We start from the raw sequence: 20,975 nt of genomic DNA, 5'->3' as shown, positions 1-20,975 counted from the left end.
GGCAAGGTGTTCCGGCACCTTGCCCGATCTTCGCAGCAGATAGCCAGTTGTAAGGGCATTTGATGATGAGATTGACGATGTCCTTCAATCGGCCAGATGTACGGTTGTAATACAACCGCTACCAGACTGCCCCCTCCAAAGTCGGGTGGCTGTGCGTGAATGGAGTGCTGGTGAAAGGAAAAAATATTAAAAGTGTGGAAACAAGCCCGCCGCAGGCGAAACCTGGGTTATACGTCTACCACTCTTGCCCCAATTCCGGCCCATTTCCGAACAACCGTTGCCGCAATGTCCGTATGTTGTTGTCATGATCAACGTATCCTGGAAAAACCCTTGAAAGACATTGACAAGTTTTACATTGCTTGGCATTTATTTAAACAAAGCGCAATTTTTTATGTTACAGCTGGTGTCCTGGAAGTCGCTGGAGCAATACTATTAATAATAAACAGGACTGCATTGCTTGGTGCCTTGTTCCTTCTGCCGGTCTTGGGGCAGATATTTTTGGTTGACCTTGCATTTACTACTAACCAATTTGGTTCCGCTTTGGTCGTAAGGCTTTTGAGAATGCTGCTCGCCGACCTGACGATTATTGTCTACTATAGAGAAGTTATCATCAAAATTTGGCATCTGTTATATCAACAGGTAGCAACAACTTTCAGGTACAAGTATTGGATTTACATTCTGCTGCCATTAATAGGATTTGCCACAGATTTTCTCCTGGCTATAGTCCTTTACCCGCTTAGGCTTATAGTTGACCTGATAATAAGAAAATAGGAGAGTTATAGATACCAGGCTTGCCATTTTTACAACGCCGGCGGTTAAGCCAGAAAAGGATAGAGAAACTTTGATGCCCTTTCTCCATAAAAACACATTTTTTGTTAACCAATCTTGTTTCAACTTCACTTGTCTTGACACCTCCAGGGGATTGGTCAAACTCAATCCAGATCAGCACTTCGGGTCGATTCGGTTAGCAAATATACAACGCACATCTGCTAACCGTATTGCTCACCTTTTTATTTGAATCTTTCTGCATCTAATTGCATCAAAAAAAATAAAGAAGCCCGTGTAAACACTGGATTTACGCGGGCTTCTTTACTTTCTTCGTTCTTATCTGAACTTTCAATTGTGACCCTGTAGGGACTCGAACCCTAGACCCGCTGATTAAGAGTCAGCTGCTCTACCAACTGAGCTACAGAGTCTTGTCATCTGTTAAATTCCGGATTCCAAATTTAACGGTTTCTCTGACAATATTAATCCTTAAATTAATTAAATTTGAAAGGATAGTTAATATCGTTAACTCAAGATAAAATTGTAGTCCAATGCAAGAAGCGTATATAGTTGCCGGTTACCGCACCGCGGTAGGCAAATCCAAGAGAGGAGGTTTCCGCTTTTACAGGCCCGATGATCTGGCAGTTGATGTGATTACAGGCTTACTCAAGTCTGTTCCCCAACTCGATCCCAAACAGGTCGATGACCTGATCGTTGGTAATGCCGTACCGGAAGCAGAACAGGGGTTGCAGATAGGACGGATGATATCTGTGAGAGCCCTCGGGATCGAAGTACCGGGCATGACGGTTAACCGCTATTGCGCATCAGGACTGGAAACCATCGCCATCGCCACCGCAAAGATCCAATCCGGCATGGCCGACTGCATCATCGCCGGCGGTACCGAAAGTATGAGCCTGGTGCCCGTAGCAGGATGGAAAACCGTGCCCAACTACACCGTAGCCAAATCCAACCCGGATTATTATATAGGCATGGGTCTTACCGCCGAAGCCGTTGCAAAGGAATTTAAGGTGAGCCGGGAAGATCAGGACCTGTTCTCCTACAACTCCCACCAAAAAGCCTTAAACGCCATTAAAAACGGCTATTTCAAGGAAGGTATCCTCCCCATAGAAGTAAATGAGGTATATGTTGACGCCAAAGGCAAAAAAGCCAGCCGCTCCTATACAGTAGATACGGACGAAGGTCCGCGTGCTGATACCAGCCTCGACGCCCTCGCCAAACTCAAACCGGTATTCGCCGCAGGCGGCTCCGTTACCGCCGGCAACTCCTCCCAAACGTCCGATGGCGCCGCCTTCGTGATCGTCATGAGTGAGAAAATGGTGAATAAACTGAACCTCAAGCCCATCGGCCGCCTCGTATCCTGCGTTTCCGCAGGGGTACACCCCCGTATCATGGGCATAGGCCCCGTGGCCGCCGTGCCTAAAGCACTGGAAAAAGCAGGCAAGTCGCTCAACGATATCGACCTCGTCGAACTCAATGAAGCATTCGCCTCCCAGTCCCTCGCCGTTATCCGCGAACTGGGCATAAACCCGGATATCGTTAATATCAACGGCGGCGCCATCGCCCTAGGCCACCCGCTGGGCTGCACCGGCGCTAAACTCACCGTGCAGATCCTCGGAGATATGAAACGCCTCAATAAGAAATATGGTATCGTGACCGCCTGCGTAGGAGGTGGACAAGGTATCGCCGGCGTCATTGAAAATCTCCACTAAAAAAATAAAAATATTTATAGTAACGGGCCCGCAACAACTGCGGGCTCGTTTTTTATTGTCTATTATCACTCAATATCTTAGAGTTTTTTCTATATAGTATAGGAATGCATATGATAGATTAATTCGTAATATTTTAATCTACTTGAATTAAACTTTTTACTAATTTACCGTCCGATTAAGCACAATTGCTATCAACCATATCGTTTATTATGGATCGCAGACAATTCCTTACCCTATCGCCTGCACGTAGTGCCATTGCCCCAAAAGCAGCCCGTACTACTACCGGCATAGCTCCTTATTCCGGCCCATGGGGCAAACAACAAATTCTCCACCTCCTGAAACGGACCATGTTCGGCGTTTCGCCGGCAGACCTGGCAGCATTCAGCAGCATGAATATGCAACAGGCCGTGGATACCCTGCTCACCGTACAGCCGGACCCACAGCCGCCCGTGAATAATTATGGAACCGACTCCACCGGCGTCCCCATCGGCGCCACCTGGGTAAGAGCCCCCAAAGGCGATGTCGATACCGAAAACGATAGAATTACCTCTTATAAATCCTGGTGGATCGGGCAACTGATCAACCAACCCAGAAGCATACACGATAAAATGGTAGTCTTCTGGCACAACCACTTCGTTACGGAAACCATTACTGTGCAGGATAGCCGGTACCTCTACCAAAACTACCTGACCATGCACCGGCACGCGCTGGGGAACTTCAAAGCGCTTACCAAAGCCATCACCCTCGACCCGGCCATGCTCGTGTACCTCAATGGTTACCTCAACTCCAAAGGCGCCGCAGACGAAAACTATGCGCGCGAGCTGCACGAACTCTTTACCGTCGGAAAAGGACCGGACTCCAAATACACGGAAGACGACGTGAAAGCCACCGCCCGCGTACTCACCGGCTTCCGTATCGATGACGCCAACATTACCAGCACTTTCAATACCACCCAGCACGATATCGAGAACAAACAGTTCTCCGCGTTCTATTCCAATAAAGTCATCTCCGGCAAAACCGGCCCCGCCGGCGCTACCGAGCTGGACGACCTCCTCAACATTATTTTCGCGCAGCCGGAAGTGGCTAAGTTCATCTGCCGCAAACTCTACCGGTTCTTCGTTTACTACGAAATAGACGCCGCTACGGAACAAAACGTGATCGCGCCCCTGGCGGATATCTTCCGCTCCAGTGGCTACGACATCAAAACCACGCTCAACGCACTGTTTACAAGCGAACATTTCTTCGACCCGCTGAACTATGCCTGCCTGATCAAATCGCCGGTAGACTTCTGCGTGGGCGTATTCCGTGAGTTCAACGTGCAGTTCCCGGCCGACTATACCACCCGCTACGAATGCTGGAAAGTGATCCACAGCACGGCCGCCTATATGCTGCAAAACCTCGGCGATCCGCCGCTGGTAGCCGGCTGGGACGCCTACTACCAGGAACCGTCCTTCCATGAACTTTGGATCAATACCGATACGCTGCCCAAAAGGAATATGCTTACCGATGCCCTCATTAGCGACCGCGGCTTCAACTTCAATATGTTCATCGACCCGATGGCATTTGCCGCCCAGCTGCCCAATCCCGGCAACCCGGTAGCGCTCATCTCTGATTCACTGGATATATTATATCGTATAGGCGTGTCCGATAACCTGAAGACATTCCTGAAAGATACCATCCTGCTGACCGGCCAAACCCAGGATTACTACTGGACCAACGCCTGGCAGCTGTATGTATCCAATCCGAACGACATGCAGGCCCGGAGTGATGTTCATATCCGCCTCCAGGCGCTTTATAAATACATCATGGACCTGTCTGAATACCAATTATCCTGATCAGTTGATTTACCCTTATGAAAAGAAGAGATTTTCTTAAATATACCGCCCCCGCTACGGTGCTGCCTACACTGCTCGGTGGATTCTCCGTTAAAGCATTCGGCTCCACGCCCCTGCTGCAGGCACTCAGCGCCGCCGCCGATAATGACCACGTACTGGTCATGATCCAGCTCACCGGCGGTAACGATGGTCTCAACATGGTCATCCCGCTGGATAAATACGCCGCCTACCAGTCCGCACGTACCAACATCGCCATCCAGGAAGGAAAGGTCTTGCGACTCGAAGGCTATACCAAAGCGGGCTTACACCCCTCCATGACAGGTATCCAGAAATTATACAACGATGGTAAGGTAAGCATCATCCAAAGCGTGGGATACCCTTCTCCCAACTTCTCGCACTTCCGCGCTACGGATATATGGCTCACCGGCTCCGACTCCAACCAGGTGCTGACCACCGGCTGGGCCGGCCGCTACCTGGAAACGCAACACCCCGGCTTCCCGAACGGCTATCCCAACGCGGATAACCCTGATCCGCTGGCTGTACAGATAGGCTCTATCGTATCGCCGGCCTTCCAGGGTACGGACGCCAGTATGGGCATCGCCATCACCAGCGCCACCGACTTCTACAACCTGATAGACGGCGTGCTGGATCCGGTGCCTAACACCAAAGCCGGTAAGGAACTGGAATATATCCGCCTGATCGCCAAACAAACCAACAGTTACGAACAGGCCATTAAGAAAGCGGCCGCCAAGGTTACTTCCCAGGGCGATTACCCGGCTAATAACTACCTCGCGGCACAGCTGAAAATTGTAGCGCGACTGGTAGCCGGTGGCCTCAAAACAAGATTGTACATGGTGAGCACCGGCGGCTTTGACACCCATGCCAGCCAGGCCGAAGCCGGGGATACCTCCAAAGGCGCGCACGCCAAATTGCTGGGAGGCGTATCCGAAGCTATCAGCGCATTTATGGCCGATCTGCGTGGACTCAAAGCGAGCCGCCGCGTAGTAGGTATGACCTTCTCCGAATTCGGCCGCAGGATCAAATCCAACGGCAGTATGGGTACGGACCATGGCGCCGCCGCTCCGATGATCGTATTTGGCGATTACGTGATGCAGGGCGTACTGGGTAACACCCCTTCCATCCCGGATGCCAGCTCCGTAAACGATAACATCCCTATGCAGTACGATTTCAGGTCAGTCTACGCCTCCCTGCTGCAACAATGGTTCTGCGTAAAGCCGGATGAACTGCAGATGGTACTGCAGAAAGATTACCAGCAGCTGCCCCTTATCAGCGGCGTGGCCTGCGGCGTGATCACCGGCATCCCTGATATTACCCCGGATGAGGATAAACACCTTATTATCAACAGTCCCAATCCTTTTACGGACCGTACTACCATCACCTATATCACCGGTGCAGGCAACACCATGGTGCAGATTTTTGATACCATGGGTAGGTTGGTAAGCGTGCCTGTCAACAAAGTACACGCACCGGGTACCTATACCTTTACCTTCGATGCCAGCTATCTGCCTACCGGTATTTACTATGCCCGTTTCCAGAATGGCGCGGTACAGCAGGTAAGACCAATGCTTAAAGTGAGGTAAATCAATTACTTGGTTTAAATTTCGATTAATTTTTGTGCAACGTTGTTGCAAATAGGGGCGCTTTGCCTATCTTTGCCCCGTGTACAAAAAGTCGTGGCATCGGTTTCTTGCTATAATGCTGTTGGGAGTATTCACCTTGAATTCGCTCCCACGGGAATTTATACACGAATTTTCCCGCCATCACGATACGCACGATACCATTCACCCGGTAGGAGAGGTCACCATTTCCTCCCATCACCAGCATTGTGATTTCCTGCAAATAGGTATCGAACCCTATGAGGTATTTGTTACTTCATATATAGCGCCGGTTCAAACGGTGATTTGGGTATTTCAGGACCCCGCCTGCCCGGCGCCTGCGCATGCCGTTCACCGCAATCTCCCTCCCAGGGCTCCCCCGGTAATGCCTGTACTGTCAGCACCTGCCATTTCCTGATTCAACCTGTCAACAGACAGTAACTGCAGCACGGGCTTCGCCATGCTGCCTGCCGAGAAAACTGATCCCGCCCGGCGTGGATTTTCCTAACTGATTTATCATTTATTGATATGCAATACCTGCGTGTATTTATGACCCGCTTTTCGGTGATAACGCTGACCATGCTCGCGTTATACGCCTTTGCTTATGCCGATACGAAAGATGAACTGACGAATAACTCGCTCAGTGGAAAAATTACAGACAAAAATACCCATACCGCTTTGCCCGGCGCTACCATCTACCTGCCGGACCTGAAAGTAGGCGCCTCTGCGGATGCCAGCGGACAATACAGCATTAAGAATCTTCCCAAAGGAAAATTTTTGGTAGAGCTCCATTACATAGGCTATGCGGCCTATACGGAGGTGCTGACGATCGACGGGCCCACCAGCCACGATTTTGAACTCTCCGAAACGCTGATTGAAAAAAATGAAGTGGTAGTAACCGGGGTAAACCTGGCCACCTCCGCGAAAAGCAACCCGGTGCCTGTCAGCATCATCCGTAAGGATGACCTGGACCAGCATATTTCCACCAATATCATTGACGCGATCTCCAAAGTGCCCGGCGTAAGCCAGTTATCCACCGGACCTGCCATCAGCAAGCCTTTTATCCGTGGCCTCGGTTATAACCGCGTAGTGGTGGTAAGCGATGGCGTACGCCAGGAAGGCCAGCAATGGGGGGATGAACACGGGATCGAAATTGATGATTATAACGTCAGCAGGATTGAAGTCCTCAAAGGCCCCGCATCCCTGATGTACGGCTCGGATGCCCTCGCCGGTGTGGTAAATATTATTACCCCATCTCCTTTGCCTGTGGGGAGAATTAAAGGCAACGTGGAGGCCAACTATATGTCTAACAACGGTACCATGGCGTATCATGCTGATGTTGCCGGGAATCAGAACGGGCTAAGTTGGAGCGCTTACATTACTCAAAAACAAGCCCACGATTACAAAAATAAGTACGACGACTACGTATTCAACTCCCGCTATAACAACACGAACTACGGCGCCAGCATCGGTATCAATAAAAAATGGGGCTACTCTCACCTGACCTTCACTTCCTTCAATCAAAACCTCGGATTGGTGGAAGGCGAAAGAGATAGCGCAGGTGGTTTCATTAAATTGATCAATAACAATGGCGTGGCCGAAGAAACTTCGGCAACGGGCAGTGACAATAAGTCGTACAGTATGAACGTGCCGAAGCAAAAGATCTCCCACCAGAAAATTGTTTGGGACAATAGCCTGTACCTGGCCAACGGCGGCCGTCTGGCACTCACCCTGGGCTACCAGCTGAACCAGCGTAAAGAGTATGGGGACGTACTGGCGCCAAACGATCCGGAGTTATTCCTGGACCTGAAGACCTTCAACTACGGCTTCCGTTATTTCCTGCCTGAAATGAACGGATGGCAAACCACGGTCGGCGTAAACGGTATGCAGCAAACCAATGCCAATAAAGGAGAGGAATACCTGATCCCCGCATACGACCTGTTTGATATCGGTGGTTTTGCAGTAACCCGTAAATCCTTTGGTAAGCTGACCCTCTCCGGAGGCGCGCGCTTCGATAACCGCTCCCTTAATTCCAAAGCCCTCTTCCTGGATGAAGACGGCAAGCCGGCAGCCAGCGGCGATGCGCGTTTTACCGCGTTCAACAAAAACTTCAATAACGTTTCTGCCAGCGTAGGCCTTAGCTATGCCGCCAGCGACCGCGTGACGCTGAAAGCCAATGCGGCCAGGGGCTTCCGTGCGCCTAACATTGCAGAACTTTCTGCCAACGGCGTACACGAAGGCACCATTAAATACGAATACGGTAATACGGACCTGAAACCGGAAGTAAGTACACAGGCGGATATTGGGGTGGACTTTAATACCGAACATGTGAGCCTGACAGCGAACATTTTCTATAACCATATTAATAACTTCATCTATTCCCGCAAGCTGTTCAACCTCGCCGGTACGGATTCCATCCCGGCAACCAATAACGAAGAAGGATTTGCAGCCTTTAAATACCAGCAAACCACTGCTAACCTCTACGGAGGTGAGTTGATGCTGGATATCCATCCGCATCCGATTGACTGGCTGCATTTTGAAAATACGGTTTCTTACGTAAGGGGAGTGGCCGCTAACGGTACTGACTCTACGAAGTATTTGCCTAATATCCCTGCCGGGAGATGGTTATCTGAACTTAAAGGTAAGTTCAGGAAAATCGGCAGTGGCGTATTGCAAAATGCCTATGTGGGCGTGCAGATGGATATGAACTTTGCCCAGAACAATATCTTCAGCGCATACGAAACGGAAACCCCGACGGATGGTTTCACACTGCTTAATGCCGGCTTTGGCAGCGACTTCGTGAACAAAAAGAACCGGACATTATTTTCCCTGCATTTTGCGGTGAATAATATTACAGATGTGGCTTACCAGAGTAACCTGAGCAGGTTGAAATATGCCGATGTAAACCCGGTCACCGGGCGGGCCGGCGTGTTTAACATGGGACGAAACTTCAGTGTAAAACTGGCTATTCCAATCGACTTTAAATAAGGTTGTTCTCCCAAAAAATTCGCAAGCGGTTGCACCTTCTTTTTATAAGGTGCAACCGCTTGTTAAGTTTACTGAAAGAGAATATAATATATAATAAATATAAATATTTGTAAATCGGATTGTTAATTTGCGAGATAAGTAGTTATCTTTATTTCCGATTACAAGCTTAGAGAATATGAAATAAATGCTCATCCCTATTGAGTGAATGGAAAATGTAATCAAACCAAGATCTGTACGAACGATAGTATAATTTTTCACAACCAAAAAACTAGTTACAGCAATTCCAAGGAACAATGCCAAAATCAGCGTTAATCGTTACTTGCGTGCTTGTGTGAAATAAACTTTTGCTTGAATTTATTCACCCTTCGCCACTGTTTATCGTATATCGGTAAACTGTAACTACGCACTTTTTTTTATTTATCGCTTATGAATTGACGTATAACGTCAACGGATATACTTTTTTGCTTTTTGGAACCTGATCATAGGACAGGTCAGGGACTCCTATACCTTTTATTCAACCAATCTAAATTAAGCGCAAAGGAGAAAAATTCTATTCGCATGGGTCGCGTGTATGCTATTTGCAGTGTCGCTTTATGCCCAGAGAACAATCTCCGGGAGAGTGGTAGATACCGATGGGGCAATACTCCCCGGGGTTTCTGTCCAGATCAAAGGCACACAGCGCGGTAGTATCACGAATGTTAAAGGACAGTACACCGTTACCGTACCAGAGAACGCTAAAACCTTAATCTTCGCATCCATTGGTTTTGCAACACAGGAAATTCCTATCGGTAACGAATCAGTGATTGACGTGCGTATGAAAATGTCTGCACAGTCGCTCAGTGAAGTAGAAGTGAAAACCGGTTACTCTACCATTAAACGTAACCAATACGTGGGCGCCGCTACGGTACTCAGTAACAAACCAATGGACGCCACACCGGTGGGATCCTTGGATCAGGCCCTGCAGGGCCGCGTGCCAGGTTTACAGGCCACTTCAGGTTCCGGTCAGCCAGGCGCCAGCTCCAACGTTATTATGCGTGGGGTACAATCCATTGCCGGCGCTGGCGTACAACCACTGTACATACTGGACGGAGTGCCCATTTCTTCCGGCGATCTCGCTACCATCAACCCAAATGACCTGGAATCTATCACCGTATTGAAAGACGCGTCCGCTGCTGCCATGTATGGCGCGCGCGGCGGTGTAGGCGTGATCGTTATGACTTCCAGACGCGGTAAAGCAGGGGATAACCAATTCACTTTCCGCACGCAACTGGGTACCACAGCGCCTGCCAGCTGGAAGAACCTGAACCTGATGAATTCAGCAGAAATGCTGCAATACGAAGAAAGGAGCCAGTTCGCCAATACGCCGGGATGGAATTACTCCCCTAAAAATCCGGCTAACGCTAACCTTTCCGATGCGCAGAAAGCCAGGAACGCAGCTATTCTCGACAGTATCCGTAACATCGATATGAACTACGCGGATATCTTCTACCGCAAAGGATTTTCCCAAACCTACGAACTCAATGCCTCCGGCGGTACTGATAAATCAAGATACTTCTGGTCCGGCCAGGTGTTTGACCAAAAAGGTACCATCGAGGATTCCCGCCTAAGAAGATATGTTTCCCGCTTCAACATGGATCAGAATTTTGGGAAGCTGACCATGCGCCTGAATTCTACCATAGGTTATACCGTTGCTGATTATGCAGATGGCGAATACCTGGGTAACAACGCAAGAAACCCATTCCAGATCGTATGGAGGGCCAAAACATATGAAAACCCGTACAAGCCGGATGGTTCGCTGAACTTCGGTACCTCTACCACCATGGCGCCTAAGGCAATCGCGAATGCGTTGGAAGCAATTGATGCTACCACCTATCGCGAAAAGCAAATCAAGATCAACACGGGTTTAAACCTGGCATATAAAATCCTCCCATATCTGACAGCTGCCAACCAGATTGGCCTGGACGCTTCTTCCAACTTTGCACAGCGTTATATCAACGCCAACTCTTTCTATGGTTCTACCATGGTACAGCAGAAAGGTATGGATATAGAGTCCAACAGGAATATCGCCAACCTCATTAATACTTCCAGCCTCGTTTTTGCTAACAGCTACGGCAAACACGATATTGAAGCCGGCGCATATTTTGAAATCGTAAGAAACTGGCAGCAGGGTAACGGCTTTTACCTGTATGCACTGGATCCCCGTTTAACCATGACCGGCCAGGGCGCGGGTACGGTGGTGACCGGCGGCGCGGCGGCCATTGCACAGCAGGCTTCCAGCGCGAAAACCGGCTATGGTATCAGGTCTTACTTCGCCAACTTACGTTACACCTTTAACGATAAATACACCGTAAACGGTTTGATCAGAAGAGATGGTACTTCCAGGATTCTGAACCCGGATAACAAACAAATTACCACCTGGTCAGTAGGTGCTTCCTGGAATGCGATAAAAGAAGACTTCCTTGCCGGCAGTTCCGTCCTGAGCGATCTCCGTTTGAGAGCTTCCTATGGCCTGGTGCCTAATATCGGTAGTATCCAAACGACCAGCTTTACCATGTTTACGGTATCCCCATCCACCGGCCTGCTGCCTGTTACCAACTACATGGGAACCCAGTATGCTGGTTTCAACAGTCTCAGCACGCCATTCCTCGGTTCTCCTATTTCCGGTATCAGACCTACAGAGCCTGGAAATCCTGATCTGAAGATCGAGTTTATCAAAAAATTAAACGTAGGCTTTGACCTCGGATTGATTGATAACCGCATCAGGTTGAGTGCAGACTACTACCGTAACCTCACCGTGGATATGTTTGTAAGGCAGCCACTGTCCTACACTACAGGATTTTCGCAACTGGATATCAACGCAGGTAAAATGAGTAATCGTGGTTTGGAAATCGCCCTTTCCGGCGATGTGCTGAGAGACAGGGACTATACGCTGACTCTCGGATGGACGCACGCCATCAACGTGAATAACATTGAAGACCTCGGCCTCGTAGACGAGTACGTACTCGGTACTTACCTGATCAAAAAAGGCCTGCCATTCGGTTCCCATTACAGCCAGCACTACCTGGGCGCTGACCCAGCAACCGGTAAACCTACCTACGAAGGCGCGGATGGCAAACCTGTAACAGATGCCGGTAAAGCGCCGCAAATGGCGATTTTCGGTACCTATATGCCAAAACATGTAGGCGGCTTCACCCTGGATGCCCGTTACAAAGATTTCACCCTGAGCGCTTTATTCTCTTACCAGTTTGATGTGGTAAGAAGTAACAATACCTATAACTGGATTTCCAGAGGTACAGTAGGATACCAGTCCTCTGTAAACGGTGTGAAAGAACTGCTGACCGATACCTGGGAAAAACCCGGCGACCAGAAGAGATTCCAGTCCCCGCAATACGACAGGGGCTTTACTTCTTCTGACCTGATGGATGCCAAGTTCCTCCGCTTCAGATCGCTCCAGGTTGCTTACAATGTTCCTTCCATTAAATTCAAAGGCAACAAATTGATCAAAGGCGCGAAAATATATGCCCAAGGCTTTAACCTGGCTGTATGGAGCCCATGGATTGGACAAGATCCGGAAGATAACAACAACATCAGCCTGAACGAATATCCGAACCCGAAAATGTGGACCGCCGGCGTTGATATTACCTTCTAATCAAAAGGAATGCAGTCTTTCCATTAAAACCGATTTAAAATGAAATTGAGAAATATATTTTGCCTGTCACTGGTCATTGCTACTACCTTCAGTTGCAAGAAGGTGATTGACATTACAGAAACAGATATCGTAGGTGGCGACATCGCATATAAAACGGTAGATAACTGCGAATCCGGCGTAATAGGCGCCTACTCCGCACTTTCTACCAATATGGACATCCTGCTGAACGCAGTCATGTCCGACGAGGTGAAAACCGCAGAGTTTTACAACGCCGCCACCGTACATGAATGGCAGTTCAGCACCTCTGACGTAGTAATCAGGGATAACTTTACCGCTATTACCGGGAACGGTGTTATTGCCGACAGGGTGAACCGCGTACTGGCGGCATTACCGAAGGCGGATTCCACAAAACCTACCGACGGACCATTGCGCTTAAAGCTGCAGGGAGAGTGCCTCTTCTTACGTGCATGGGCGCACTTTGAGCTGTTCAGGTATTATTGCGATAACTATGGTACCGGCAAACCGGCCATGCCTTACATGGAAAAGCCTTCCCTGGCTCCACAGGCACGCATCGGCATGGAAGAGTATTTTAAAAAGCTGAATGCTGACCTGGCCGCCGCCAAATCTCTGGTGCCTAATAACCTGGACGACAGGAACCGCATCAACAGAGCAACCGTGAGCGGTATGCAGGCAAGGGTTGCCCTGTATATGAAAGACTGGGCTAACGCGGAAGCATATGCGACAGAATACATCAACCAGCTGCCGCTTGCTACCAGGGCGGAATTCCCGGGTATCTGGACGGATGCCAACACGGCGGAAGTATCCTACAGAATTGTACGTACTACCGCGTTGGATCGCCTGGGCAGCCTTTGGCGTAATATCTCCACCACCAGCGGTGGGGTGATTAACATAGGCCAGATTTCCTGGACTGCTTCCAATAAGCTCTTCAGCGCTTACGATAAAGTCAACGATGTACGCTTTAATGCTTACTTAATTGACGAACCTTTGCTGATTGCCGCCAATCGACCTTCCAAGCTGATTAAAAAGTATGCCGGCAGCGGCTATGCTACCGGTAACGAAAACGTGAATAATGCGAAAGTATTCCGTACCGGCGAAATGTACCTGATCCGTGCGGAAGCCCGTGCGGAACAAGGCAAGGTTTCCGGCGCCAACAGTGCCGAAAGCGATCTGAACGCACTGCGCGCAGCCCGTATTAACGGCTACATTAACGTTACGCTCGCCAGTAAAGATCAGGCCATCGCCGCCATCATCGATGAGCGCTTTAAAGAGCTGGCTTATGAAGGCCACCGTTTCTGGGACCTGAAAAGAAGAGGCCTCGGCGTAGACAGGAATCCGGAAGATGCGCCAAGCGCCAACGGCGCCAAACTGCCTGCCGGCAACTTCCGCTTCGTACTGCCTATCCCGCAGACGGAAATCAACGCGAACCGCTTGATGGAACAAAACGACGGTTACACGAAGTAGTAGCGACTATACGAAATAAAAAGTCCGGAGCAACTGCTCCGGACTTTTTTTATTTATGATGAATGAATTCCGGTACCGAATCCCGGTACTCCAATTCCGGTAGTTCCTTTGTAAAAAAGTGATCCAGCAATACCGCCTTATTATTACGTATGCGGTATGCCGTGAATTTTGTCCCGGACAGCAATGCCAGGATGGTATCACCCGCATGGGTGTACAGGTAGCAGGAGGGTAGGCTGTCTATTTTCCGGATGTAATTGATCAGCCTTTTTTGCGCCCTGCTTATCGTGATCGTTTGCATGGAGTCCTCCCCATTTGCGACCTTGATAAATATATTGCCGGCAGTATATACCGTATTTGAATCGTCCGGGTTACCGGACTGTAACTTGAATTGTTGTGGATGAACCGTCTTCCTGCCCCTTTCGACCGTTTTTGCGTCATGCGCCTGTTCAGGGCTGCTATTACAGGCCCAGCTGCAAAATAGGATGATCGCCAGTTGAAAACATATCCTTTTCATTAATATTCTTATTTAAAACGAACGCTGCAAATTTAGTTTTGACCGTAAAAATGAAACTACCGCCACTGATACATTTATTTGTTTAAATAAACGTGGATTTCGTAGTTTAGCACCGCATTTTCATGGTAGGTACATCAGAGGAAACAAACCTGCCGCACTTTATACCTACATTTCCCTAAGACACACTTGAAGTTATTGCCTCTATAAATTCTTCTGACCACCATTGGTTCAGATTTTGGTTGAAAAAGATAGGGGCTGTTTTCACAGCCCCAAATATCTTCAACTAATCTTTATGACGGTGGAATTTTTCCAGCTTCGCCGTATTTTCATCATAATAAACAAAGAAATAAAGGTAAATCGCACGTGATAACCGCATCAGCCACGGCTGTAACAACAGCAGCAATGCCCCGTTGACGCCCAGCCAGATAAAAATACTGTTATCCCGCCAGCTGATACCAAAAAACACCGCATACCAGATCAGGTTAAACACACTGAATGCCACCGAGAGCGCATAGCTCACATAGCCCGTTCCAAACCAGAAACCCGTTTCCAATTCATACTGCTGACCGCATACGGGGCAGTTTTCATACATGTTGAATATCTTCGAGAACTTCACATGGAAAGGGTTCTGATCCTTGAACATCGGTCCTTTTCTACACCTGGGGCATTTCATGGTAATCATGCTCCATAGGTAGTTCGGACGCTGCGGCTTATTTGTACTCATGGCGCAAATTTAACTAATTACTTCAGTTTCAAACTTCCTTTCTCCGATCTGCTGACGCCACATGGCATAATACAGTCCTTTTTCCTCCAACAACTCAGCATGGCGTCCGGTTTCAACAATGCGCCCTTTTTCCAGTACAAATATCCTGTCGGCATGCATGATAGTGGATAAACGGTGCGCGATCATCACCGTTATATGCTGGCGACTCGCGGTAATATCCCGGACAGTTCTCGTGATCTCTTCTTCAGTAATAGAGTCCAACGCCGAAGTGGCTTCGTCAAACACCATCAAACGTGGCTTGCGCAGCAGCGCTCTGGCAATGGAAAGCCTTTGCTTCTCCCCACCTGATATTTTTATACCTCCTTCCCCGATAACTGTTTCCAGCCCTTTGTCGGCCCGGGCCAGCAGGGAATAGCAGGACGCTTTGTCCAGCGCATCCATCACCTGCTCATCAGTCGCCCCGGGATTCACAAACAGCAGGTTTTCCTTGATCGTACCGGCAAACAGTTGCGTATCCTGCGTCACAAACCCCACCTGGTGGCGAAGCGCCTCCATGTCTACCTCATCCGACTCAACGCCGTTATACAGGATATGCCCCTCCATCGGCTTGTATAAGCCCACCAGCAGCTTCACCAGCGTGGTTTTACCGGACCCTGACGGACCTACGAACGCGATCGTTTCGCCCAGCTTCGCGCTGAAGCTCACGTTGTCCAGCGCCTTCGTCTGCGCAGTGAGGTGTTTAAAGCCTACTTCACGGAACTGCAGCTCGTCAATATGCGTAATATTCACCGGGTTGGCCGGCAATTCCTCCACCGGCGTGTCCAGTATTTGCTGGAAATTCTGGAGCGATACCTGGGCTTCCCTGTAATTCAGGATGATATTACCCAGTTCCTGCAAGGGGCCAAAGATGAAGAAGGAGTACAGCTGAAGGGACATCAGCTGGCCGATACTTACAATGTCCCTGTAGATGTAAAACAACAGCAGGAAAAGGATGGCAGAACGCATCAGGTTCACAAACGTACCCTGCACAAAGCTGATACTGCGGATGCTTCTAACCTTTTTCAGTTCCAGCATGAGAATTTTCAGCGTGGTGCTGTTTAAGCGCCTTACCTCCTGGTTGGTCAACCCAAGGCTTTTCACCAACTCGATGTTACGGAGCGATTCCGTGGTACTCCCGGCGAGGGCGGTCGTTTCCTTCACAATAGTGCGTTGGATGACCTTGATCTTCTTACTCAAAATATTCATCAGGATACCCAGTAACAAACTGCCGACCAGGTACACAAAGGGTAAAGTCCAATGTACATAAGCGGCATAGATGATCACGAAGATGACGCCAATGAGGGAAACGAACAACACGTTTACAAAAGAGGTAATAAACTTCTCACAGTCTGTTCTTACCTTCTGCAGGATAGCCAGCGTTTCCCCGCTGCGCTGGTCCTCAAACTGTTGATAAGGCAGGCGCAGGGAATGTTTCAGCCCATCCGTGTACACCTGCGCGCCGAATTTTTGAACAATCACATTTACAAAATAATCCTGAAATGCTTTCGCAATCCTGGATACCATGGCCACGCCAATAGACGCCAGCAGTAATAATATCACACCGCCTACATACGTGCTCTCGCTGCGGAATATACTGCCATCAGCTGTCGTACTTTTAGGATGGGAGGCAAACCTGTCGATAATACGACCAAAGATGTACGGATCCAGCAGGGAAAACAGCTGGTTGACAGTTGCCAGTAACATTGCAAAGAAACAAAGCCATTTGTATTTTTTCAGATATTGTAGTAGTAGTTTCATAATCCTGTTTTCTGTATCATTTATTGAGGAAACTTTCAAAGGTTCAAAGGTACTACATGTTATAACATTGTACTCCCGGCATTGCCCAAAAATGACTAACTTAATATAGAAGTTCTTTATAAGCTCATAAATCTCCACATATGAAAACGTATGATGAAAAACACGTCAAAAACATCGTACTGTTGGGCGCTGCCAAGAGTGGAAAAACCACCCTTTCCGAAACAATGCTGTTCGAAGCCGGCATTATCAGCAAACGCGGTACGGTAGAGGAAAAGAATACGGTTTCTGATTACCACGAAATCGAATACGAACGTGGTAACTCCGTTTACGCCACCTCCATGCACACGGAATGGCGGGATTATAAGATCAACGTGATCGATACCCCCGGCCTGGAAGACTTTATCGGAGAAGTCATAGCCTCCATACGCGTTTGCGATACTGCGGTATTATTGCTCAACGCCCAGTACGGAGTGGAAATAGGCACCGAACTCATATGGGACTATGTGGATAAATACCGAAAACCCACCATATTGGCAGTCAATCAGTTAGATACTGAGCAAGCCAATTTCACCAAAACCCTGGAGGAGGCCAGGGAAACCCTGGGAAACGCAGTCACCATCATGCAATACCCGGTGAACCAGGGCCCCGGATTCAACGCCATCATCGATCTCCTCAAAATGACCATGTACCGTTTCCCCCCAAACGGTGGAAAACCCGAAAAGCTCCCCATCCCCGACAGCGAACTCGAACAAGCCAACAAACTCCATAACGAACTCGTTGAAAAAGCCGCCGAAAACGATGACTCCCTCATGGAACAATACTTTGAAAAAGGCAGCCTCGACGAAGATGAACTCCGCGAAGGACTCAAAATAGGCATGCTCAAACACCAGGTATTCCCCGTTTTCTGCCTCTCCGCCAAAAATGATATGGGCAGCGGGCGACTCATGGGCTTCATCGATAATGTAGCCCCTTCCGCCATCGATATGCCGCCGGAAACAACGGAAGATGGCGCTGCCGTGCCCTGCGACCCCGCCGGCCCCGCATGCCTGTTCGTGTTCAAAACCCTGCAGGAGCCGCATGTAGGCCGGCTCACCTTCTTCAAAGTCATGTCCGGTGAAGTAAAGCCCGGCATGGAGCTGATCAACGAAAAAGGGAATACTACGGAAAGGATCAGCCAGCTTTTCATCGCGGACGGTAAAAACCGCAATAACGTGGATAAACTCCGCGCCGGCGACATCGGCTGCACCCTGAAACTGAAAAATACCCTGACTAACCATACCCTTTGCGACAGGAACTTCTCCGGTCAAATTGCACCTATCGACTTCCCGCCGCCCAAAGTGCGTGTAGCCATTGAAGCGAAAAACAAGGCGGACGATGAAAAGCTCAGCGAAGTGCTGGCGGAAATTCACATGGAAGACCCCACCCTCGAAGTAGAGTTCAACCGCGAACTGAAACAGGTGATCCTCCATGGCCAGGGCGACCTCCACCTCCTGGTAACCAAATGGCGGCTGGAAAACATTTATAAAATGCCGGTCGATTTCCTGCCGGCCAAAATCCCTTACCGGGAAACCATCCAGAAACCGGCAATGGCGTCTTACCGGCATAAAAAACAATCCGGCGGCGCAGGCCAGTTCGGAGAGGTTTATATGAAAATAGAACCCTGGTACGAAGGCATGCCCCCGCTGAAAGACTTCCCCGTGCGCGAAACGGAAGAAATCCCGCTCTCCTGGGGAGGCAAACTGGTATTCAACAACTGCATCGTAGGCGGCGCTATTGACGCGCGCTTCCTGCCCTCCATCCTCAAAGGCATTATGGAAAAAATGCAGGAAGGCCCCCTCACGGGCTCGTATGTACGGGATATACGGGTAAGTATATACGATGGCAAAATGCACCCGGTAGACAGTAATGATATCTCCTTCAAAATAGCCGGCATGATGGCATTCAGAGAAGCTTTCCACCAGGCGGCGCCACAGCTGCTGGAACCCGTGTTCGACCTGGAAGCCACCGCGCCTGATTTCATGATGGGCGACGTGATGAGCGAACTCCAAAGCCGCCGCAGTATCATAACAGGTATGGATACGCTCAACGGCTACCAGGTGATCAAAGCCCGCACGCCACAGGCCGAGCTGGACAAACTGTTCGCCGCCCTGCGCAATGTTACCCAGGGAAAGGCCAAGCTGCGTTCCACCTTCGCGGAATATGCGCCCGTGCCGCCCGAAGTGCAGAAAAAGCTGAGCGAGGAATACAGGAAGACGGAGTCCGTCGCCTGACAGGCATGGACAACCGGGAGGAAACGCTCACCCGGCGGCCTAACCGCCCCACGTCTGCCGGTCCAGGCTCCTGTACTGGATCGCCTCCGCCATATGCCGCGCATTAATCTGCGCGCTGCTATCCAGATCCGCAATCGTACGGCTCACTTTCATGATCCGGTCATATGCCCGCGCGGATAATTGCAACCGCTTCATGGCGCTGCGCAGCAACTGCTGGCTTTCCGCATCCGTCTGGCAATGCCGGTGCATCATCTTCGCCGTCATCCGGGCATTGCAGTTGATATACGCATCGCCGAACCGCTCTTTTTGTATCGCCCTGGCTGCGATAACCCGTTGCCGTATCATTTGGCTGCTTTCCGCTACGGTTTGATCGCTCAGGGCCGAATACGTTACCGGCGTCACTTCCACGTGCAGGTCTATGCGGTCCATCAACGGCCCGGATATCTTATTCAAATATTTGTACACCATGCCCGGCGCGCAGCTGCATTTCTTTTCCGGATGGTTAAAGTACCCGCAAGGGCATGGATTCATCGACGCCAGCAGCATGAAGTTAGCAGGGAAGGTGACGGCCTGCCGCGCCCTGGCAATGGTCACGCTGCCCTCTTCCATCGGCTGCCGCAATACTTCCAGCACAGAGCGCCTGAATTCAGGCAGTTCATCGAGGAATAATACGCCGTTATGCGCCAGGGAAATCTCCCCCGGCTGAATCGTACTGCCGCCGCCCACCAGCGCTACGTCGCTGATCCCGTGATGCGGCGCGCGGAACGGCCGTTGTACAATCAGGGCGGTTTTTTCCGCCGTCTTCCCCGCTACGGAATAAATCATCGTAGTTTCCAGCGCTTCGTCCAGCAGGAGGGGAGGCAGTATAGACGGGAACCGCTTCGCCAGCATGGTTTTTCCCGCGCCCGGCGGGCCGATCAATATCGCATTGTGCCCGCCCGCCGCCGCTATTTCCAACGCCCGCTTGATATGCCGCTGCCCCTTCACTTCGCTGAAATCAAAATCATAAGCGGCCGGCTGCTGCAACATATTCACGCCGGTTCCGGAAGTAGCTGCCGGCAAAGGTTCCACGCCTTCCAGGTGCCGGATAACCGCATTGATATCCGTAGCGCCGTAAACGGCAATATCCTCTACCAGCGCCGCTTCCGGCGCATTCTTCCAGGGCAGTATGATGGCCCTGAAGCCTTCCGCGCGCGCTTTGATAGCCATGGACAACGCGCCGCGTACCGGCAGCAAAGTCCCGTCCAGCGAAAGCTCGCCCATCATCACATGCGAAGCGAAAGCCTCCGTCGGTATTTCGGCGCTGGCCCCTAAAATGCCGATGGCAATAGGTAGGTCGTAAGCCGCGCCCGCTTTTCGTATAGCCGCCGGCGCGAGGTTCACGACAGTACGGGTACGGGGCATCTTCCTGCCGATATGCTGCAAGGTGGAAATGATGCGTTGTTCGCTTTCTTTGACGGCATTATCCGGTAAACCAACGATGTAGAATTTAGCGCCCCGTGGCGAAACGTTTACCTCAATGGTAATAGTAATGGCCTGCACGCCCTGGATGGCGCTGCCATAGGTTTTAACAATCATATGGATGCAATGGAGGTTAACAAAAAA

Annotated in this window: 13 protein-coding genes and 1 tRNA gene; 9 read left to right on the top strand and 5 right to left on the bottom strand. The window is 50.0% G+C overall.

Going from position 1 to position 20,975, the window contains the following annotated elements; all coding sequences use genetic code 11:
* Positions 1 to 192 precede the first annotated feature (192 nt).
* Positions 193 to 771 carry a hypothetical protein gene (locus tag BOC67_RS04940; RefSeq protein ID WP_291907942.1) on the top strand — a complete coding sequence of 193 codons (579 nt, stop codon included), beginning with the start codon at positions 193 to 195 and terminating at the stop codon, positions 769 to 771.
* 352 nt (positions 772 to 1,123) lie between these two features.
* Here BOC67_RS04940 and BOC67_RS04935 read toward each other — a convergent pair.
* A tRNA-Lys gene (locus BOC67_RS04935) sits at positions 1,124 to 1,196 on the bottom strand.
* A 120-nt stretch (positions 1,197 to 1,316) separates the two neighbouring features.
* Between BOC67_RS04935 and BOC67_RS04930 the strand changes: the two genes are divergently transcribed.
* From BOC67_RS04930 to BOC67_RS04900, 7 genes are all read left to right on the top strand, one after another.
* Positions 1,317 to 2,495, top strand: coding sequence for an acetyl-CoA C-acyltransferase (locus tag BOC67_RS04930; protein WP_291907940.1), 1,179 nt, complete (start codon positions 1,317 to 1,319; stop codon positions 2,493 to 2,495).
* 209 nt (positions 2,496 to 2,704) lie between these two features.
* Complete coding sequence (locus tag BOC67_RS04925) at positions 2,705 to 4,330, top strand: DUF1800 domain-containing protein (protein ID WP_291907939.1); 1,626 nt, start codon at positions 2,705 to 2,707, stop codon at positions 4,328 to 4,330.
* A gap of 17 nt (positions 4,331 to 4,347) precedes the next feature.
* Positions 4,348 to 5,931, top strand: a complete 1,584-nt coding sequence (locus tag BOC67_RS04920; RefSeq protein WP_291907938.1) for a DUF1501 domain-containing protein — start codon at positions 4,348 to 4,350, stop codon at positions 5,929 to 5,931.
* Positions 5,932 to 6,067: 136 nt separating this feature from the next.
* Positions 6,068 to 6,364, top strand: a complete 297-nt coding sequence (locus BOC67_RS04915) for a hypothetical protein (RefSeq protein WP_291907937.1) — start codon at positions 6,068 to 6,070, stop codon at positions 6,362 to 6,364.
* Positions 6,365 to 6,474: 110 nt separating this feature from the next.
* Positions 6,475 to 8,934 carry a TonB-dependent receptor gene (locus BOC67_RS04910; RefSeq protein ID WP_291907935.1) on the top strand — a complete coding sequence of 820 codons (2,460 nt, stop codon included), beginning with the start codon at positions 6,475 to 6,477 and terminating at the stop codon, positions 8,932 to 8,934.
* A gap of 571 nt (positions 8,935 to 9,505) precedes the next feature.
* Positions 9,506 to 12,583, top strand: coding sequence for a SusC/RagA family TonB-linked outer membrane protein (locus BOC67_RS04905; RefSeq protein WP_291907934.1), 3,078 nt, complete (start codon positions 9,506 to 9,508; stop codon positions 12,581 to 12,583).
* Between the two features lie 39 nt (positions 12,584 to 12,622).
* The gene (locus BOC67_RS04900) at positions 12,623 to 14,065 is read left to right on the top strand and encodes a RagB/SusD family nutrient uptake outer membrane protein (RefSeq protein WP_291907933.1); all 1,443 of its coding nucleotides are present in this window, start codon (positions 12,623 to 12,625) and stop codon (positions 14,063 to 14,065) included.
* A 49-nt stretch (positions 14,066 to 14,114) separates the two neighbouring features.
* Here BOC67_RS04900 and BOC67_RS04895 read toward each other — a convergent pair whose 3' ends face one another.
* The 3 genes from BOC67_RS04895 to BOC67_RS04885 form a co-directional block, all read right to left on the bottom strand.
* On the bottom strand, positions 14,115 to 14,579 hold the full coding sequence (locus tag BOC67_RS04895) for a hypothetical protein (RefSeq protein ID WP_291907931.1): 465 nt from the start codon (positions 14,577 to 14,579) through the stop codon (positions 14,115 to 14,117).
* A gap of 283 nt (positions 14,580 to 14,862) precedes the next feature.
* Positions 14,863 to 15,303: a DUF983 domain-containing protein gene (locus BOC67_RS04890; RefSeq protein WP_291907930.1), complete on the bottom strand. Its 441-nt coding sequence runs from the start codon at positions 15,301 to 15,303 to the stop codon at positions 14,863 to 14,865.
* Between the two features lie 9 nt (positions 15,304 to 15,312).
* Positions 15,313 to 17,100, bottom strand: a complete 1,788-nt coding sequence (locus BOC67_RS04885) for an ABC transporter ATP-binding protein (protein ID WP_291907929.1) — start codon at positions 17,098 to 17,100, stop codon at positions 15,313 to 15,315.
* Between the two features lie 140 nt (positions 17,101 to 17,240).
* Between BOC67_RS04885 and BOC67_RS04880 the strand changes: the two genes are divergently transcribed.
* Entirely contained in the window at positions 17,241 to 19,370 is a 2,130-nt protein-coding gene (locus BOC67_RS04880; protein ID WP_291907928.1) for a translation factor GTPase family protein, read from the top strand.
* A 39-nt stretch (positions 19,371 to 19,409) separates the two neighbouring features.
* On the opposite strand, the gene BOC67_RS04875 is transcribed toward BOC67_RS04880, so the two are convergent.
* Complete coding sequence (locus BOC67_RS04875; RefSeq protein WP_291907927.1) at positions 19,410 to 20,948, bottom strand: YifB family Mg chelatase-like AAA ATPase; 1,539 nt, start codon at positions 20,946 to 20,948, stop codon at positions 19,410 to 19,412.
* Positions 20,949 to 20,975: the final 27 nt, after the last annotated feature.

Source organism: Chitinophaga sp. CB10 (assembly GCA_001870995.2).
GTDB lineage: Bacteria > Bacteroidota > Bacteroidia > Chitinophagales > Chitinophagaceae > Chitinophaga.
Note: the sequence above shows the minus strand (reverse complement) of the source record. Positions and strands in the feature narration are given on the sequence as shown.